Raw genomic sequence first — 17600 nt, 5'->3', positions numbered from 1 at the left:
CTCTTCAATGACGGTCCCGGTCAGCGTCGCGGTGGCTTACGGTAACAGCTTCAGTCTCACTGCTTCCGAGCATTTTGCCCAAATATTCCGATATTGCTACCGAACGATGCTTGCCTCCGGTACAGCCGATTCCAATAATAACCTGGCTTTTGCCTTCCTTCCGGTATTGCGGAATCAGAAAATGCAGCATATCCAGCAGCTTGGTCAGAAACGCTTGCGTTTCCGGCCATTTCATAACATATTCGTACACTTCACTATTTTGTCCTGTATTCGGCCGCAAATGATCAATATAATGCGGATTCGGTAAAAAACGAACATCAAATACGAGATCCGCATCAATCGGAATACCGTATTTAAATCCGAAGGACGTTATATTCACGGACAACATCTGGCTCTCCAAGTGAGAGAAACGTGAGATGATGCGCTCCTTCAATTGAGCAGGCTTCATGGTGCTGGTATTCAGCACCTGAGTTGCTGAATTTTTAAGTTCCTCCAGCATCTTGCGCTCCAGCTTAATGCCATCCAGCGGCATACCTTCTGGCGCTAACGGATGTCTACGTCTGCTCTCTTTGTAACGTTGAACCAGAACCGAATCGGTTGCATCCAAAAATAGAATTTCGCAGTGAATCGTAAAATGATCCTTGATATAGTTTAAAGACTCGGACAATGCTGTAAAAAATTCACGTCCCCGAAGATCGATGACCAGCGCTACCTTGCCAATCTTGCCATTCGACTGTTCGATCAATTCCGCGAATTTAGGAATTAGAACAGGCGGTAAATTATCTACGCAGAAAAACCCTAGATCTTCCAGGCTCTGCACAGCTATCGTTTTACCCGCTCCGGACATGCCCGTAATGATAATGAGCGTGGCGCCTGTGCCTGGTGAGCCTTCACCGTCAAGCATAAATGTCCCCTCCTTATCATATTGCTGTCGGATATATCGTGTTACAAAGGTACTACGAACGTAAGAGGAGACCTGCCGCGCCTACGATTCCTGCATCATTACCCAGTGTAGCTTCCAAAATCTGAACACCTTGTTGCAACGGCTCTGGAGTCAATTGAGCAAACACAGTTCGAATCTCATCAAACAAGAAGTCGCCTGCCTTGGATACTCCACCGCCAACAATGAATAATTCCGGGTTCAGTACAGCGGCTACGGTTGCCATGGATTTGCCCAAATAATAAGCCGCACGGTTTACAATCCGCAGAGCCACTTCATCGCCTGCTTTGGCCGCATCAAATACTTCCTTGGCAGCGATTTTGTCTACCAAAGCAAGGGACGTATGATCACCACGCTCTACAGCATCCTTCGCCATGCGAATGATACCTGTTGCGGATGATACCGTCTCTACACATCCCATTTTACCACAGCCACACTTGATTGCTTCCAGATCAGGCACAACACTGATGTGGCCCAGTTCCCCTGCCATGCCGGAAAACCCCTGATAGATTTTACCGTTCAGGATGAGACCGCCGCCAACGCCTGTACCGAGTGTGAAGCATACACAATTGTCTACACCCTTGCCGGCCCCAGCCCAAGCTTCACCCAGAGCAGCAACGTTCGCATCATTATCTATTTTGACAGGCTTGCCCAGACGCTCTTCCAGAACCGAACGAATGGCTACATTCCGAAATCCGATGTTAGGAGCATGAACAATAATCCCCTCGCGTACATTCGTGAAACCGGCAACTCCTGCTCCGACACCCTCAAGCTGTTCCCAGCTGTATGGCGATTCGGCTACGATATGACGGACATACTTCTCGATGTTGGCGATAACCGTGTCAACGCCCTGGTCCACTTCAGTCGGTCCTTCATACGTATGCATAAGCTGACCTTGATCATCACATATACCGACCTTGATTGCTGTTCCGCCGAGATCGACCCCAACGTAGATTTTCTCAGACATGCTGCAAGCCACCTTTATCTATCTAAAATAGTTTAAGTCCTACGTACCAACTATAATTGAAGGATACGCCGGGGTCAAGACGAGAAGACCTCACGCGCAACATGCTTTGGCAGGGTTGTGAACGACATCACACACCATTTTTGAATGCGTATACAACCTCATTTTAATCTATTAAAACGCCATGCTCCCTCCTCCCCTGATAGAAAGGGTAGCCTCAACTCATGATATTTCATTATCTCTCGTTCCATTCATAAAAGATGACAATTGTCATCTGATAATCATGACAATGATTACTAAACCCTTCACGTCCCCACAGTTAAGATGAAAGTATAACATTCGATCAGAAGAAGGACGTGACCATTCATGAACTCCCACAATAACGTGATACAACTGGATAACGTCAGTAAACAGTTCGGAAAGAAACAAGCTGTCCGCCAGGTTTCACTCCAGATCGCACAAGGTTCGATTACAGCTATTCTTGGACCTAACGGTGCAGGCAAAACAACCACAATCAAAATGATGCTCGGTCTAACCAGCCCTACTTCAGGCGAGATTCAGATACTTGGATTGCCCCCAGGTCACAAGCAGGTGCAACAACGAATCGGTGTCATGATGCAAGATGTCAGTGTCATGGATTTCCTCACCGTACGTGAGATCATTCGTATGGTACATAGCTATTATCCGGCACCACTAGATAGAGTAGCTCTTGAGAAATTAACAGGGCTCTCCCCGGCCGATTTGAATCGGAGAGCAGAAAAGCTATCAGGGGGACAGAAGCGTAGTTTAAATTTTGCCCTGGCTATGACGGGGAACCCCGATATTCTTTTTTTCGATGAACCCACAGTTGGCCTGGATTCTGAGACCCGCCGGCAATTCTGGTCACAGATCCGCACACTCGCACAACAGGGTAAAACGGTGGTCTTCACTACGCATTACCTCCATGAAGCCGATGAAGTGGCTGATCGGATTATTCTGTTTAATGAAGGGGCTATTGCCGCCGACGGAACACCCGAGCAAATCAAAAACGGGATGACTAAGCGGACCCTATCCTTCACCTATATCCCTTCCCTTGAGGACAGCGGCGAATCGGCTCATACAGAAAACGATGAAACCACTGCGGCCGCCAATCAGGCCTTGATTGAAAAACTGTCTGGCGTGGACCATGTGTTATATCAACAAAACCGCTGCATTCTCCAAAGCCAAGATACAGATGCACTGATTCGTCAAATTATAACGATGCAGCTTCCGGTTCGGGACATCCGCATTGAAACCGGACAACTGGACGATGCCTATGCATCTATGTTGAATAACGTGAAGGAGGAACAATAATATGTCGATGTTAATCGCTCAATCCCGTGCAGAGATGATTCGTATGACCCGTAACGTATATTTTGTGTTCTGGTCTTTGCTGATGCCCGTTCTGTTTTACATTCTATATACACGTATATTTACAACCGGTGCGGTGGATGCCAAGGAATGGAATGCACACTATCTCATGTCGATGACCTGCTTTAGTGTAATGGGATCTTCCATTATGACACTCGGCATTCGCCTTGTGCAGGAAAGAGCCCACGGCTGGGTTACTTACCTGCGAGTCACACCGCTACCGAACTCTATTTATTTCGGGGGCAAGATGATCGGCCAGACCTTCATCCACTTATGCTCGATTATCGTCATTTTCACATCTGGTTACTTGATTAACGGCGTCTCTCTCACCTTCTCACAGTGGGTCAGCTCTGCGCTCTGGATTCTTGCCGGTTCCCTTCCTTTTCTCGCTATAGGCACCTGTATAGGCACGTTACGGAGGGTAGATACAGCAAGTGGATTAAGCAATGCCTTATACCTTTCTCTTGCCCTGCTCGGAGGCATGTGGATGCCGCTGAATGTGATGCCAGACTGGCTCGCACAGATCGGTCGCTGGCTTCCGTCCTACAGTTTTGGCAATGGTGCATGGGTCATCACCGGCGGTGGGATACCGCAATTGCGGGACATCCTTCTTTTAGGAGGTTATCTGGCGGTATTTATGTTACTATCCACATATATCCGCAGTAGACAGAAGGAGGCGTAACTCCGGCACATGTTCCAAGAACTTGAGCTTTTCCCTAAACGATTTGGAATCTATCCGTACATATGGATGATCTATTTAGCCATGCCCCTATATTACCTGGCGAACGCCCATGGACATGAACAATACATCGGAATCACCGCTTTTATCGTTTTTGTCCTGACCTATCGACAGCTGTATATGACAGCAGGAGAATTTATTTTTTCCTATTGGCTCATTCTGCAAATGTTATGTGTTCTGATTCTGACGTTGGTCATTGACCCAAACATGTTTTTTCTTGGATTTTTCACAGCTAACTTCATCGGATGGTACACCGAAAAGCGACTCTTTAGAATGTTTTTATTGGTATTTGCCATTATTCAGACGATCCCGATCGCTATGGCTATCGCTTTTAACCAACTCAGCGCTGAGCAGCTCTTATTCTTTACTCCATTTTATATCATCATGCTGATTTCACCCTACGGCATTCGAACCATGCTGGATCGTCAGCAGCTCGAAGCTAAACTTGATGAAGCTCAGCAACATATCAGGGAGTTAATCAAACGGGAGGAACGCATGCGAATTGCCAGAGATCTTCACGATACGATGGGGCATACCCTATCATTGATCACATTAAAGAGTGAGTTGGTGACCAAACTGATTGCCAAAAATCCGGAACGAGCAATCCAGGAAGCACGCGAAATTGAACGCACCTCCAGGGCAGCACTTCGTGAAGTGCGCCAGCTTGTCTCCGATATGCGAGCTATTAGTATCGCAGAAGCAATAGCCGATGCCAGAGAGATGCTGCGGAGCGCAGATATCGAGTTACAACTGTCTGCCCAGCAAGAGACTTGCAGTGATGTACCTGATTTGACGCAGAATATGGTCAGCCTATGTCTGCTTGAGGCTGTGACTAATATTGTGAAGCACAGCAAGGCAACCTGGAGCCTGATTTTACTGAAGCGAGAAACGGATGGGATTTATATTACAATTCAAGATAACGGAACAGGCATATCAAGTGATCAGCATCCCGGTAATGGTCTAAAAGGTATGTCGGAACGGCTTCATCTGATCGATGGATCTCTCCAGATCGACTCCGATACTAAAGGCACCCGGCTGGCACTTTTCTTTCCCATCGTTGCAAACAAACCGCAAGGAGGTACGTCCATATGATTCGTATTTTGATCGTGGAGGATCAGCGTATGCTTCGAGGGGCTTTAGCCTCCCTGCTTGATCTTGAGGATGATTTTGAGGTCATCGGTGAGGCTGGAAACGGGGAGGAAGCCCTGCAGCGGATCATTTCACTGCAGCCCGACCTGTGTCTGATGGACATTGAGATGCCTGTCATGAGCGGATTAGATGTTGCTGAACGGATGCAGCAGCTTGGATTGAACTGCCGCATCATCATTCTCACAACTTTTGCACGCCCCGGATTTCTGGAGCGGGCTGTACAGGCAGGCGTGCAGGGCTACTTACTCAAAGACGAACCCAGTGACCGCCTAGCTGAAGCTATCCGCCGTGTCATGAATGGAGGCCGTGAAGTATCGCCAGAGCTTGTGTTTGGTGCAGCTAAATCGTTCAATCCGCTCACAGAACGAGAAAAGGAAGTATTGAAATTAGCCGCAACCGGTATGAATGCCAATCATATAGCCGCTTCACTGCACCTGTCTTATGGAACGGTACGTAATTATTTGTCAGAGGCCTTTGCCAAACTGGATGCCAAGAACCGGATGGAGGCCGTTGCTATAGCTGAGGAAAAGGGCTGGCTGTAAGCACATGTTCTTTGCTCCAAGGAAGAAGAGTTTCTCTTCGTTCGGTATAGAATGGTATACCTCGTTACATCATCGCGATACGTCTATAAATCGATAATGTTTCGAATTTTGCTTCATTATAATACCTCCCTCTCTCAGGAGCAGAAATAACAAAAAACGCCATCCAGCGAAGCACTGGAGGCGTTTATTCTTTTTTACCAACCATTCGGCGAACTCTCGAGAATCAAATTACAACTTCGTCTCTACTCGCACAGGCTCTTCGGTCTTCTCCATCTTGTTTACATCCAGAATGTCCAGCATGAAGACAAAGATCGGAATACCAATAATCAAGCCCCAGATGCCGAGGAAATGCTGCGACAGAATCAGCACGATAAAGGTGTAAAACATCGGTAACTTGGTCTTGTGCGCCATGAGCTTCGGATTGAGGAAGTATGTTTCCAGCGCATGAATAATGATGATCATAACGATCACGATGATGGCCATCTGCAATCCGCCCATTTGATACCCGATCAGACAGAGCGGCACAAGGGAGATCATAACCCCTGCAACAGGCACCAGACTGAGCAGGAAGACCATAATTGTTAACGCGAATAGGTAAGGATAACCTAAGATCCACAATCCGAGCATCGTCAGCACCGTATTAAATACGGCAATTAGCAGCTGCGCTTCAATGACTTTACCAAAAGAAGATACAAATTTGTCTCCCAGGTATGCCACTTCATTATAGAACCAACCGATTTTACTTGTTTTGAACTTGGACGTGAATTTATAGATTTCTTTTTTCTGCAACAGGAAGAACAAACTCAAAATAATAACCAGCAGGATGAATTCCAGCCATTTACTAAAGGCAAAAATGTATTTCAGTGCTTCGTTGGTATAATTTTTAATGTCGAAGGACTGCAGATAACCAGCGATCTTGGAGGCAAAATTATCACCATCAGCCGTGTCGAGAAATTTCATAATCTCGTTGGTTAACTGCACAACCTGATCCACAATCCGTGGTGAATATCTGGATATACCAAGTACAATTCCGGCTATTACAATCATATACAGCAGAATGACCACGACTTTATAGTCGATTGGAAAAAAGCGATTCAAACCTTTTGTAATGAGATGCTGTAGCCTGTTCATGACATAAGTCACCAGGAACAACAGCAGAATCATATGAAGCATACTCCCCATACTGAACAAAATTAAACAGAACAACAGCAGGATCAAAAAACGTCTAACCGTTGCATTCTGAAGCCAATCTTTTATCATTTCCCCCAACTTCTTCACCTCACAGCTAATATACCCCTTATGTATACGAAATCATGCCCATCATCGTTTCAAAAAAAGAGAAGCCCTCCGGCTTCTCTCAGTTCATGAGACTTCCCGTTGTCTCTTATGCTAGTTTATTCCAAACCATAGGGCTGTCATGCGTATTACTTATCCAGCGTTTCGCTCCAATCGTGCACGATACTTCCCTCCAGGAACTTTTCACAATCCATCGCCGCCATACAACCTGATCCTGCAGCTGTAATGGCTTGACGATATTTCGTATCCTGAACGTCACCACATGCAAATACACCTGGAATGTTGGTTTCTGTTGTTCCTGGCTTCACCACAACATACCCATGCTCATCCAGCGCAATGGCGTTGCCAAGAAATCCAGTATTCGGCGTATGCCCGATGGCAACGAATACACCATCTGCTTCGAGCAACTCTTCCTGACCAGTTTCATTGTTGCGCACCTTCAACCCTTTGACACCCATTGCTTCAGGTACAACCTCAAGAGGTGTACGGTTCAAAGCCCATTTCACCTTCTCGTTGCTGCGGGCCCGATCCTGCATAATCTTGGATGCACGTAACTCATCCCGGCGGTGAACCAGTGTAACGTCCGTGGCAAAACGAGTCAAAAAGCTCGCTTCTTCCATAGCGGAGTCGCCACCGCCCACCACAACGATCTTTTTGCCACGGAAGAAAAATCCGTCACATGTCGCACAAGTACTTACTCCCCGCCCTACGTTTTCCTGCTCACCCGGAATACCGAGATAACGAGCCGAAGCACCTGTGGAGATAATGATGGAGTCTGCCTCCAATTCACCAATGCCCCCCACACTTACTTTAAAAGGTTGCTTGCTGAAGTCAACCTCTTCCACCCAGCCATTCTTGAATTCAGCCCCAAAACGTTCTGCTTGCTTACGCATGTTGTCCATCAACTCAGGCCCCATAATCCCTTGCGGGAAACCCGGGAAGTTCTCGACGTCTGTAGTCGTTGTCAATTGCCCACCTGGCTGAAGACCTTCAATCACCAGCGGATTCAGATTTGCACGAGCCAGATATATCGCTGCTGTCAGACCCGCAGGTCCGGTTCCGATCACAATCGTTCTGTATTTAGACATATAGATACAGCCTCCTTCATCAGGTTAAGATGTGTAATGGTCGCGAATAACTTGCCAAGATGATATCTACAGGCATTTTTAGACCTATTCGTTAAGTTTACCCGTTTTCCCGGTTAATGTATCCTTCTCTCAAGGACAACCATGCTTCAAGCTTGAATTGCCACGTTCTACAGAGCCTATATCTCTGAATTCTACCCGTTAGGCGGAGTTACACTACAGATCTGATTGAGCTGCCTCGCATATTTGCTGACAGTAGATGCGGATATACCGTAACGTTCAGCGATACTCTGATACGTAACGGGCCGGCTACGGTTTTTGGAAGCCAGATACTCCAGTCCTGCAGCCCATCCTTCGATCTGTTTGGAACCAGATAGATCCGGTCGAACCCTGGAAACATAATCTGTCCAGATCCGCTCCATCTCTTGCTGTAATTCGGCTCTCGCCTCTGACATCTGAAGCGCACGATCAACAACAGCCTGCCAATGGGGGGATGTCTCTTTTCCGAGTCGAATCCCTGTAATTTCCTTCTTACTCACCTTAGGTACGGTCTTTAACGCCTCCGCCTCCGGGGTAAGTGGTTGAGAAACTTCAGCGTTCAATTCAGGATGTTCAACCCTTTGCAAGTCATGTAAAACAGCTTGCGCCGCCTTGACCAGGGTAGGCTCTTCACCAGGTTCATCAATGAACAATTGCAAGGCCTGTTGCACCTCGTAATCCCCAATCATGCCAAGCGCATGAATAACCTGCAGCTTGGTTGCCTGATCTCCATGACGTAAAGCCCAGAAGAACGATGAGCGAATCAGTGGATCATTTTTCATCTCTTCCGGAATGCCATTACCGTAATCCTCCCATTGCTTGAACTGCTCGTCAAAGGGAAGATGGTAGTGATAACTTAACTTAATCGGCTCCTGCACACCTTGAATTACCGCTTCAAGGCCGTCCAAATAATAACGAGCCACCTCAGAACCTGGGTCAAGCTTGTTCACGTGATGCCACAGCCGCTTTGCGATGTCATACCGTTCTGTGTTGAAAGCTGCTACTGCTGCGTAATGCGCCAGTGCCGGATCATTAGCGGTCTCTTCACCCTTGAGCAAACGGCGAAAATGAATATAGGCCGCGTCATGCTGGCCCAGAATCCCCATTGTTGTAGCGAGCTTGTATACCTGTTCGTGCTGGAATGGCACGATCGCGCGCAGTTTTTTGATCAACAACAACACTTGGTCTGTCCGATTCTCATTTTGATAAAAGATCGCCAGATTGCATAGCGCATGCAGATTGCCCGGTTCTTGTTCCAGCACTTCAGCAATAGTCTCTTTCGCTTTGGAGAACAGCCCCATATAATAATAGGCGAGAGCAAGATTGTTACGGGCAGCAAGATAATCCGGATAATCGGGCGACATGCCTTCAAGCAGTTCTGCCGCTTGGGCAAACTTCCCTTCTTCCAGCAACTCACGTGCCTGATCGTGCTCCACAACCCCCTGGCGTGACTTGATTCGATTTAATTTGGCTGGCCGATCCAGCTCATAATACAAAAGCTCCATCATCTCTTCTGCTTCCGTCATGAACTGCCCCTGCGTGTCTTCCTCTAAATAGGTGACCAGCGCACGTTCGGCTTCCTCAAATTGATCCATGTTGGCATAATTGTTTGCCATATAGAAATAACATTCCGTCATCGACGGGTCAACCACATCCAGCACATGAGCCAGAATGGCATTGGAAGCTTTATAGTCTCCCTTTTCTGATAAAATACCCGCCATATTACAATGATTCACCGGATTTTCCGGCTCGTACTCAACAGCTTTGCGAAAATATTTCAATGCCTTGTCGACATGATTACGGTCCAGCGAGCGGACAGCTCTTTCAAAAAAGAAAGAAGCATCCAAGTGAATCGGTATAATATTGGCAAGGTGACCCTCGGTCCGCACTAGCTTGCCCTTCATCTCGCAAGGCACCTCCTCTTTGTTTTCATTCATACTCTTCAGTATACCACATCTTTAGGCGCTCTTCGCTATATGTAGTTTCATGTCGTTTATGAAAAAAATACAAATAATTCAGATGGCATTTCATCTCGATTATGAGTGAAATACCATCGGTAAGGAGCTTCATAGATAGATAAATTCCACACCCTCTATAACACTCTCCATTTAAGAGAATTTAATGGTATGAATTGTTTGTGGTGAAATAAGTTTATCTTTTTACTGTAATGCTAATTTTATATAATTTCCCATATAAATCACCCAATACATCACTTTAACTCAGTTTTACACATTAAAAATTAACATAAATTGTGTCTATACGAAAATAAGCAGATATTATCCAAGGAGAGGAAATTTATATGAATATTACAAAGACAAAGTTGCTCTTAATCATGATTATTATGTGCTTCGTTGCCTTAGTCGGATGTTCCAGAGATAATGAAAACAAGTTAAATTTGGATGATGTGCTCGATGTACTTAAATCGCAAAATTTAGAATTAGAGCCTTATGGCATTACCGGATATCCCATGAAATTAAATGATGTTATACCGGAAGTGTACTCCGTTAAGTTGCCAGGCTCAGAAGAAAGCAATAATACCGAAGAATTTATCCATTTCTATATCTTCAATTCAGAAAAGGATCGTTTAAAAGGAGCTAAAGAATTTAACGAATTCACAGAAAATACCAATCCAACAACGTTTCCTTTCCTATACGAAAAAGAAAATATTCTCCTTATTTACTGGAGTAACAGCAAAGACCATCCATTAATGAAGGAAGCAATTGAAACTGCGTTAGAACAACTAAATTCATAACATATAATTCCATTTATTACCACAAAAAGATTCAAGAAAGCATAAACAGCGTGCACCGGATGAATATCGGTACACGCTGTTTACTTAATTCTATAAATACTTAGCTAAGAAGTTTACTGAGATTTCTCATCATACTATTGACGGAGAAAGGGTTATATTCAGCGTTTTATCGAAGGGAGTCATGAAATTAACCAGTACAATTTTGCAATTCTCAGGCATTTTGGCTTCACGCACCGTTGCCGCCAGATGTCCCATCTCGCCTCCATCAATCTCAAGCCAATCTTCACCGCAACTATAACGAAGCTTGCCGCCTTTCCACAGAATACTACCATCACTGGTTTCTATGCCATCCTCACAGCTAAGTTCTCCTTCACTTCCAAATACAAAGGATAATTGCATCATGATGTCCTGTGGTTTCTCACCAGTCAGATGCAGCGTCCAGCCACGATCTGTCTGCAGTACCTCTGCACCAACACGGAATGTCTGCTCATGTGTAAGTGTACGAGTCTGATGAGGAAGCAAATACCACGGACTGATGGATGAAGAAGCTGTGGCTGGTAGATCAGCCGAAGGAACAGGCCCGTAATAGCCTTTCTTCTGTTCCCCGGTCAATCGATATCCCTGAGGCAGACGCGTCATATTTTGCATCGGTACATATCCGGGGTTGAAGTAAGATGCTAACTGAACCGCGAGCAGACGTACCTCACCGTGGCGAAGCGCAAAAAACGGAGCTACCTCTGTCATGACAGTTACACTGGTCTCTCCATCACGGATTCGGGCAACAGGAGCACCAAAATCCGTATGCATGCGACTGTGCGAGATTCGTCCATAATGGCCTACGTTCTCCATTTGGCTCACATAACGTTCCCGTCCAAAATGCTCATTGAGCATAACTTCATATTGGCTCGGGAGCGCATCCGTTGTTCCGATAGTTTGTTGAAGCTCAGGCTCCAGCAACAATCGCACGAGTGCATTCACCGAACACACGCCTGGATCTCTCAAATCGCTGTCTGCCCAAGCAGCCATACCTGCAAAGATCGGATCTTGATCCAGTTTGGCCATAATCGCATAGGGCAAATAATATGAGGACAAGCCATGTTTACTGCCCAGATCCTGTCGACCTGAATAATCAGTCACAATTTCACCGGTAGGGTGCACTAGATATACCATCATCCGGAGGTTCAAACGTACCGGCTCCAGCAGTTCAGGGCGATTCAACAAACGTGCAGCATGAATCAGCATAATATCACTCACCGCATTGTAAATTCCGTTGCTGCGCTCCGTCCACTCCCCGTCAGGAGTAATATCAATCCCTTCCGCTAGCCATTGCTCCGCACGTTGCACCGCTTCCTCTATACCAAAGATCTCATGCAGAAAACCAAGTGCGGCACACAACACCCAGCGATGATTTGGTGTATGACAGCCTCCCGTTAACATGACTGGAATCGTCCGTTCCAGAAACAATCGCATATTATCCAATACAGGCTTCAGTGGCGCCCAATCCTGTTGGTTCAAAAGTTGATATAACTGCGAATATCCTACGACAACAAAAGCAGTGTCTGGCGGGGAGTGATAGTTTGTCCAGCCAGGTGATATCGATCCATCACTGTGCTGATGACGCAACACAAACTCACTCGCTAGCCGAAGTCTCTCTAACAGATTCTCGTCACGATAATACGTTGAGTCTGGATTAGAAAGGGCTGCCCCCCAGAAACACATATCTGTAGGCGTTCCCGTCGTATGGTTAACCCAAGCCACACCCGAAAAGGGATCAATTGTTCCACCATAGTAACGGCTTTCCGAATCAAGCACCTGCCGCTCTATGCCTCGCTCAGTAGCTCTGTCATTGCTTTCTACCATTTGTCTATACATCTACATTACCCCTCCATCCCATCCATTCAATAACATCAACTCATACAAATAATAAAGCCCTATCAAAAGATAAGATCAGCAGGCTGTGCGCTCTAACAGCCCAAGCCAACCGATCTTATCGCTTTGTCTAACTATACTTCTAAACTCGCAAGTTTCTGCATTAGCAGATCATGACTTTCGTGAATCGCTTCCGGTTCACAGGCTGACTTCAGTTCATATACCTTCACCTGTGCTTTACGGATCATAGGCAGATATGCATCATAGAAGTACATATCCTTACTGTGCACGTATGGACACCAGTGATCCGATAATCCCAGCGTTTCATGGATATGAACACCAACGATATCATCCATGAGCCCCTGCATCTCACCTACACTATCGTACAGTCCCAGTCGATCCATCATAATGGCATGACCCGTATCGTACCAAATTCCGACCGGAGCGCCCTTCAGAGCCTGAATGATCGTTTTCGCTTCGGCAAGTGTAGGGATTTGTTGCGGTCTTGAGCGGGTCTCGATCCCAAAACGGACGTTTAGCCCCTTGGATACCGCACGGTTGCAAACTTCATCCAGACTGACGATGATTTTTTCAATATACCCTGCGCTCAGGGCATCGCGCCGCTCCATGAACTCTGCCCATTTATTCTGATAATGTGGAGAGTCCGTTCCTTCTTCGCGATACAGCTTTTCCAGATCCTTGCTGACATCATGTGGGAAAGGTACCTCGCCTGGGTGTACAACGACCGCTTCCCCTCCGTAACGATGCGCATATTCAGCCGATCCAACCATTAGATCAATGGCCCGCTTACGCTTGACTTCATCTTCAAAGCCGAGCAGCACAGAATCGGTTCCGTAATCAGGATCGGGATCATGGGGGAATGTGTTGTGTACACTAGACACCCCAATCTCTCCGCGCTCAATCATCGGCTCGATTGTAGTCAGCATTTCCTTCGTTACGTTATAGTTAAGCTCCACCCGCCGAAAGCCAAGTCCTGCAATTTCCCGGATCATGTCTTCTCCTACAGGATGTCTCCTGATATTCCAGCATGTCGAGAATGAGTATTCTCCCTTGTCAATTCCCTGCATAATACATTCCTTCTCCTTCCCCGGTTGTGATGTTTGCGTGAATGGGGACTACCAATTAACCTTTAACCGCTCCTTGCATTGCGCCACTAACAAAATACTTTTGCAACCAAGGATATACGAGCAGGATCGGTACTGTTGCAAAAACAACCGTAGCAGCTTTGAGACTTTCTGGTGTTAATCTTGTACGGTTTGCACCCTCCAGCAATGTAAGCTCACTTACCATGTTGTTTTGTACCATCTGATAAAGCTTCAGTTGCAATGGATATAGTTTCGGATCGTTAATGTACATCAGGGAATCCTGGAATCCATTCCAGCGTCCAACTGCATAAAACAGAGACAGTGTAGCAAGCACAGGCAGAGACAGTGGCAAAATAATTTTAAAGAGTGTGTGCACATGAGAGCTTCCATCGATCTCGGCAGACTCTTCTAGGCTGTCCGGTATTCCGCGGAAGAAAGAAATCAGGATAATCAGGTTAAATGGACTCACCAATCCAGGTAAAATCAATGCCCATACCGAGTTCAGCAAATGAAGATCACGAATCAACAAATACTCAGGAATAATCCCGCCGCTGAAGAACATCGTAATGATAATGATGTACATAAACAGCTTGCGGCCTTTCAACTTTTTCTTTGTCAATGGATATGCTGCAGCAATGGTGAACAACATACAGAGTAACGTCGTTGCAACCGTTAGGAGCGTAGTAAATCCTAGGGAATAGATCATGGAACTATCTGAAAATACTTGACCATATGCATCCCAGGTGAACTCTTTCGGGAAGATCGTTACTTCACCTGATGTAATGGCCCGGTTCGAACTCATGGATATGGCAATGGTATGCAAAAACGGAGCAAGACAGAATATGACAAACAAACTAATAAAGGTGACATTAACAATATCGAAAATACGATTCGAGGTGCGGTCACTCATCTGTGCACAACTCCTTTACTAATGGTCTATATATACAACAAGCCGAAGGGCATACATCTTATTGCTTTTGTGAGTTTAAAGAATACCTTCTCCCGTCGTTTTCTTCGAGATATAGTTGGAACCGAGGACAAAGATCAGTCCAACAACCGCCTGGAATAAGCCTACAACCGTTGCAAGTGTATACTGCCCGGATTGTATACCCATTCTATATACGAAGGTACTAAGTACATCGGAATATTCACGAACAGCCGTATTACCAATAACGAAAGGCCGGTCAAAACCGATGCTGACCATATTTCCAAGATTAAGGATAAGCAGGGTTACAATCGTTGGTTTAATGCTTGGCAGTGTAATATGCCAAATTCTCTTCAGCCGCGTTGCGCCATCGATCTCAGCTGCTTCGAACAATTCCTTGTTCACACCGGTTAATGCAGCCAGATATAGAATGGTTCCCCACCCAGCGCTTTGCCACACACCTGTAAACAAGTAGGTAACAAGCCATGGATTTTTTTCTGTCAAAAATGGGATGGAATTCAGGCCTAGACTCTCTAGTATTCCGTTTACCATACCGGATTGATTACCAAACAACTGGTATACAATCCCCCCGATGATAACCCAAGAGATAAAGTGAGGAATGTACAGAATGGTCTGTGAAACTTTTTTAAACCATTTGAATCGCACCTCATAGAGCATAATCGCCAGAATAATTGGAGCAGGGAATGAAACGATCAGATCAAGAAAATTCAGCATAAATGTGTTGCGTAATGTAGTGTAGAAATCCGGCATTGCGAATACCTCACGAAAAGCATCGAAGCCGATCCACTCACTACCGTTAATCCCTTGGAACAAGTTAAAGTCTTTAAACGCGATCTGCACACCATACATCGGTCCATAACGGAAAATGATAAAGTAAATCAGGGGCAATGAAATTAACGCATACAGCTGCCAGTATCTCTTCAAGTATGTGGTCATGTCTCTCTCTCCTCCTCACAAACGAAGAAACGCTATGCCGCCGCCTAAAGCGACGGCACAGGCTTCATCGAAACCCTTCAATTTACATGAAATTCATGTCAATCTTATTGTTCAGCAGCTTCCAACTCTTTTTTAAGATCTGCTCCACCCAGGGACATGTAGTCAGCCATTTCTTTTTCATAGACTGAGTCGAAATCAGCTGGTTTTGCCATAGCTGTTTTTACGATAATAACGTCCAATTTGTCTGACAGTGCTGTACTGTACTTCATCTCAGCCTGAATTGGCTTACTGAAGACAATTGGTCCAACAGTATCTGTGTTTGCAACTTCAAGTGCTTTTTTCAAGATTTCCTGATTGGCTGGAGGGAATCCCATAATCCATGCTTTTTCATTCATGGCTTGATCACCCAGGTTTTTACCGTTCGAGATGATAGCTGTATCACCTGCGTTGAACAAACGGTCTTTTGCTTCTTGAGTAGCGTCTGCTTTAGCAACTGGAACACCGTCTACCAGATCATAGTTCTCGCCTTCCACACCATCATAAATGGCAGTAAGGTTTTTATCGGAAGCCATCCAATCCAGATATTTAATCGCTTCTGCTGCACGTTCACTGCTCTTTGGAATCATGATGTACATACCATTGGATCCATAACGGGACTTGATATGTTTTCCATCAGCATTTGCATTGGTGTATGCATCCAGCGGAGCTAATTTGCTGTCCGGTTTGTTTGTTTTCAACAGATCATAAGATCCATCTGGCCAGAAAATGGAGTCCACGTCTTCAGAGAAGAAACCAGTGTTTCCATTGGCAACGTCTTTATTTAACTGAGTTTTATCCTTATCCAAACTGAAATCTTTACTGATCAGGCCTTCGTTGTACAACTTGTTCAGGAACTGCATAGATTCTTTAAATCCTTCATGCAGAGGTAATTCATAACGTTGAGAATATGTTTTATCCCCAGCAATTGGCTTGATGAAAGAGTAGATCAGTGGCTCATAGGAAGCTGGTGCAAGTGCAAAACCCATAGGGATGTTTTGACTTCCCACCTTGCCAGGATCTTTTTCCTTGAATGCTTTCAAGGTGTTATACAATTCATCTGTTGTTTTAGGTGCTGGCATTCCCAGCGTATCTAACCAGTCTTGACGAACAAAGGAGCTGTACCGAGCGGTAATTGCACGTTTACCCGGAATCGCGAACTGCTGTCCTTCCACTTGACCAAACTTTAATGTATCGTCGCCCAAAAACTTTTTCAGATTCGGTCCATACTGATTAATCAGATCACCTACATCTGTCAAACCACCTTGTTGTGCATAGCGGTAAAACACGCTGGAGTCATAAACGAAGACAATATCCGGAACGTCCGAAGCACTAGCCATCAGGACATTCAGCTTGGTTACTTCCTCAGAACGTTGAACAGGTACGAATTGTACGTCAATGTTGTTCGGATCACCAAAATTCTTTTGAATCATTTGAGAGATAAAGTTGTTTGAGATCGTGTACTGAGAAGGTGTTTTACCACGGTCGAAAAGCTCCACCTTTAATGTGACGCGTTTTCCATCACCAGCTGCTCCGCCTTCTGCTGATTTGTTGTCTGAAGATCCGCACCCCGCAAGTAGTGAGACACCCATTACTGCTGTAAGTGCCAAACCCATCAACTTCTTTAGACTCCCTTTTCTTGTCATTCTGTTCATCCCCTTTGGCTTTACGTGAATGTTTTAAAGCTTGCCCTGAGTATTCCATACTATTGTGATCCCAGACAACTGACTAAATTCGGGTACATCAATAAAGGAGTTTCGGTTTGCATCATATGCTTATTTTCGCAGACCGCCAAAATGCCCGAAAACCCTA

At 45.6% G+C, this 17600-nt stretch carries 15 protein-coding genes; 5 read left to right on the top strand and 10 right to left on the bottom strand.

Annotation, left to right across the window (positions count from 1 at the left end):
- Window positions 1-4: 4 nt before the first annotated feature.
- Together rapZ and ACT89M_RS00870 are read right to left on the bottom strand one after the other, a co-directional pair.
- Window positions 5-904, bottom strand: coding sequence for an RNase adapter RapZ (rapZ, locus tag ACT89M_RS00875; RefSeq protein ID WP_090924789.1), 900 nt, complete (start codon window positions 902-904; stop codon window positions 5-7).
- A 52-nt stretch (window positions 905-956) separates the two neighbouring features.
- A complete protein-coding gene (locus ACT89M_RS00870) occupies window positions 957-1907 on the bottom strand; it encodes an ROK family glucokinase (protein ID WP_123066169.1) in 951 nt (316 codons plus the stop codon).
- A 363-nt stretch (window positions 1908-2270) separates the two neighbouring features.
- Here ACT89M_RS00870 and ACT89M_RS00865 point away from each other — a divergent pair, with 363 nt between their 5' ends.
- The 4 genes from ACT89M_RS00865 to ACT89M_RS00850 are packed head-to-tail and all read left to right on the top strand — an operon-like array spanning window position 2271 to window position 5723.
- Entirely contained in the window at window positions 2271-3236 is a 966-nt protein-coding gene (locus ACT89M_RS00865; protein ID WP_154891559.1) for an ABC transporter ATP-binding protein, read from the top strand.
- 1 nt (window position 3237) lies between these two features.
- A complete protein-coding gene (locus tag ACT89M_RS00860) occupies window positions 3238-3975 on the top strand; it encodes an ABC transporter permease (RefSeq protein WP_154891560.1) in 738 nt (245 codons plus the stop codon).
- Window positions 3976-3984: 9 nt separating this feature from the next.
- Window positions 3985-5124, top strand: a complete 1140-nt coding sequence (locus ACT89M_RS00855; RefSeq protein ID WP_154891561.1) for a sensor histidine kinase — start codon at window positions 3985-3987, stop codon at window positions 5122-5124.
- Window positions 5121-5723 carry a response regulator transcription factor gene (locus ACT89M_RS00850; RefSeq protein WP_154891562.1) on the top strand — a complete coding sequence of 201 codons (603 nt, stop codon included), beginning with the start codon at window positions 5121-5123 and terminating at the stop codon, window positions 5721-5723. The genes ACT89M_RS00855 and ACT89M_RS00850 overlap by 4 nt, the downstream gene beginning before the upstream one ends.
- Window positions 5724-5951: 228 nt before the next feature.
- On the opposite strand, the gene ACT89M_RS00845 is transcribed toward ACT89M_RS00850, so the two are convergent.
- The 3 genes from ACT89M_RS00845 to ACT89M_RS00835 all read right to left on the bottom strand — a co-directional run bounded on the left by ACT89M_RS00845 (window position 5952) and on the right by ACT89M_RS00835 (window position 10047).
- On the bottom strand, window positions 5952-6983 hold the full coding sequence (locus ACT89M_RS00845; RefSeq protein WP_090924787.1) for an AI-2E family transporter: 1032 nt from the start codon (window positions 6981-6983) through the stop codon (window positions 5952-5954).
- Window positions 6984-7147: 164 nt separating this feature from the next.
- Window positions 7148-8107 (bottom strand): thioredoxin-disulfide reductase, encoded by a 960-nt coding sequence (gene trxB, locus ACT89M_RS00840; protein ID WP_154959910.1) that lies wholly within the window; start codon window positions 8105-8107, stop codon window positions 7148-7150.
- 191 nt (window positions 8108-8298) lie between these two features.
- Window positions 8299-10047, bottom strand: a complete 1749-nt coding sequence (locus ACT89M_RS00835; protein WP_308723441.1) for a tetratricopeptide repeat protein — start codon at window positions 10045-10047, stop codon at window positions 8299-8301.
- 395 nt (window positions 10048-10442) lie between these two features.
- Here ACT89M_RS00835 and ACT89M_RS00830 point away from each other — a divergent pair, with 395 nt between their 5' ends.
- A complete protein-coding gene (locus ACT89M_RS00830) occupies window positions 10443-10895 on the top strand; it encodes a hypothetical protein (protein ID WP_154891565.1) in 453 nt (150 codons plus the stop codon).
- 129 nt (window positions 10896-11024) lie between these two features.
- On the opposite strand, the gene ACT89M_RS00825 is transcribed toward ACT89M_RS00830, so the two are convergent.
- The 5 genes from ACT89M_RS00825 to ACT89M_RS00805 all read right to left on the bottom strand — a co-directional run bounded on the left by ACT89M_RS00825 (window position 11025) and on the right by ACT89M_RS00805 (window position 17443).
- Entirely contained in the window at window positions 11025-12767 is a 1743-nt protein-coding gene (locus ACT89M_RS00825; protein ID WP_308723442.1) for a prenyltransferase/squalene oxidase repeat-containing protein, read from the bottom strand.
- Window positions 12768-12898: 131 nt separating this feature from the next.
- A complete protein-coding gene (locus ACT89M_RS00820; protein WP_308723443.1) occupies window positions 12899-13852 on the bottom strand; it encodes a sugar phosphate isomerase/epimerase family protein in 954 nt (317 codons plus the stop codon).
- 55 nt (window positions 13853-13907) lie between these two features.
- Entirely contained in the window at window positions 13908-14780 is an 873-nt protein-coding gene (locus ACT89M_RS00815) for a carbohydrate ABC transporter permease (protein ID WP_154891568.1), read from the bottom strand.
- Window positions 14781-14855: 75 nt separating this feature from the next.
- Window positions 14856-15752: an ABC transporter permease gene (locus ACT89M_RS00810; protein ID WP_251510938.1), complete on the bottom strand. Its 897-nt coding sequence runs from the start codon at window positions 15750-15752 to the stop codon at window positions 14856-14858.
- A gap of 104 nt (window positions 15753-15856) precedes the next feature.
- Window positions 15857-17443 carry an extracellular solute-binding protein gene (locus ACT89M_RS00805; RefSeq protein WP_154891570.1) on the bottom strand — a complete coding sequence of 529 codons (1587 nt, stop codon included), beginning with the start codon at window positions 17441-17443 and terminating at the stop codon, window positions 15857-15859.
- Window positions 17444-17600: the final 157 nt, after the last annotated feature.

It is taken from the genome of Paenibacillus sp. NN59 (genome assembly GCF_057597225.1).
This window is presented reverse-complemented; position numbering and strand designations above follow the sequence as displayed.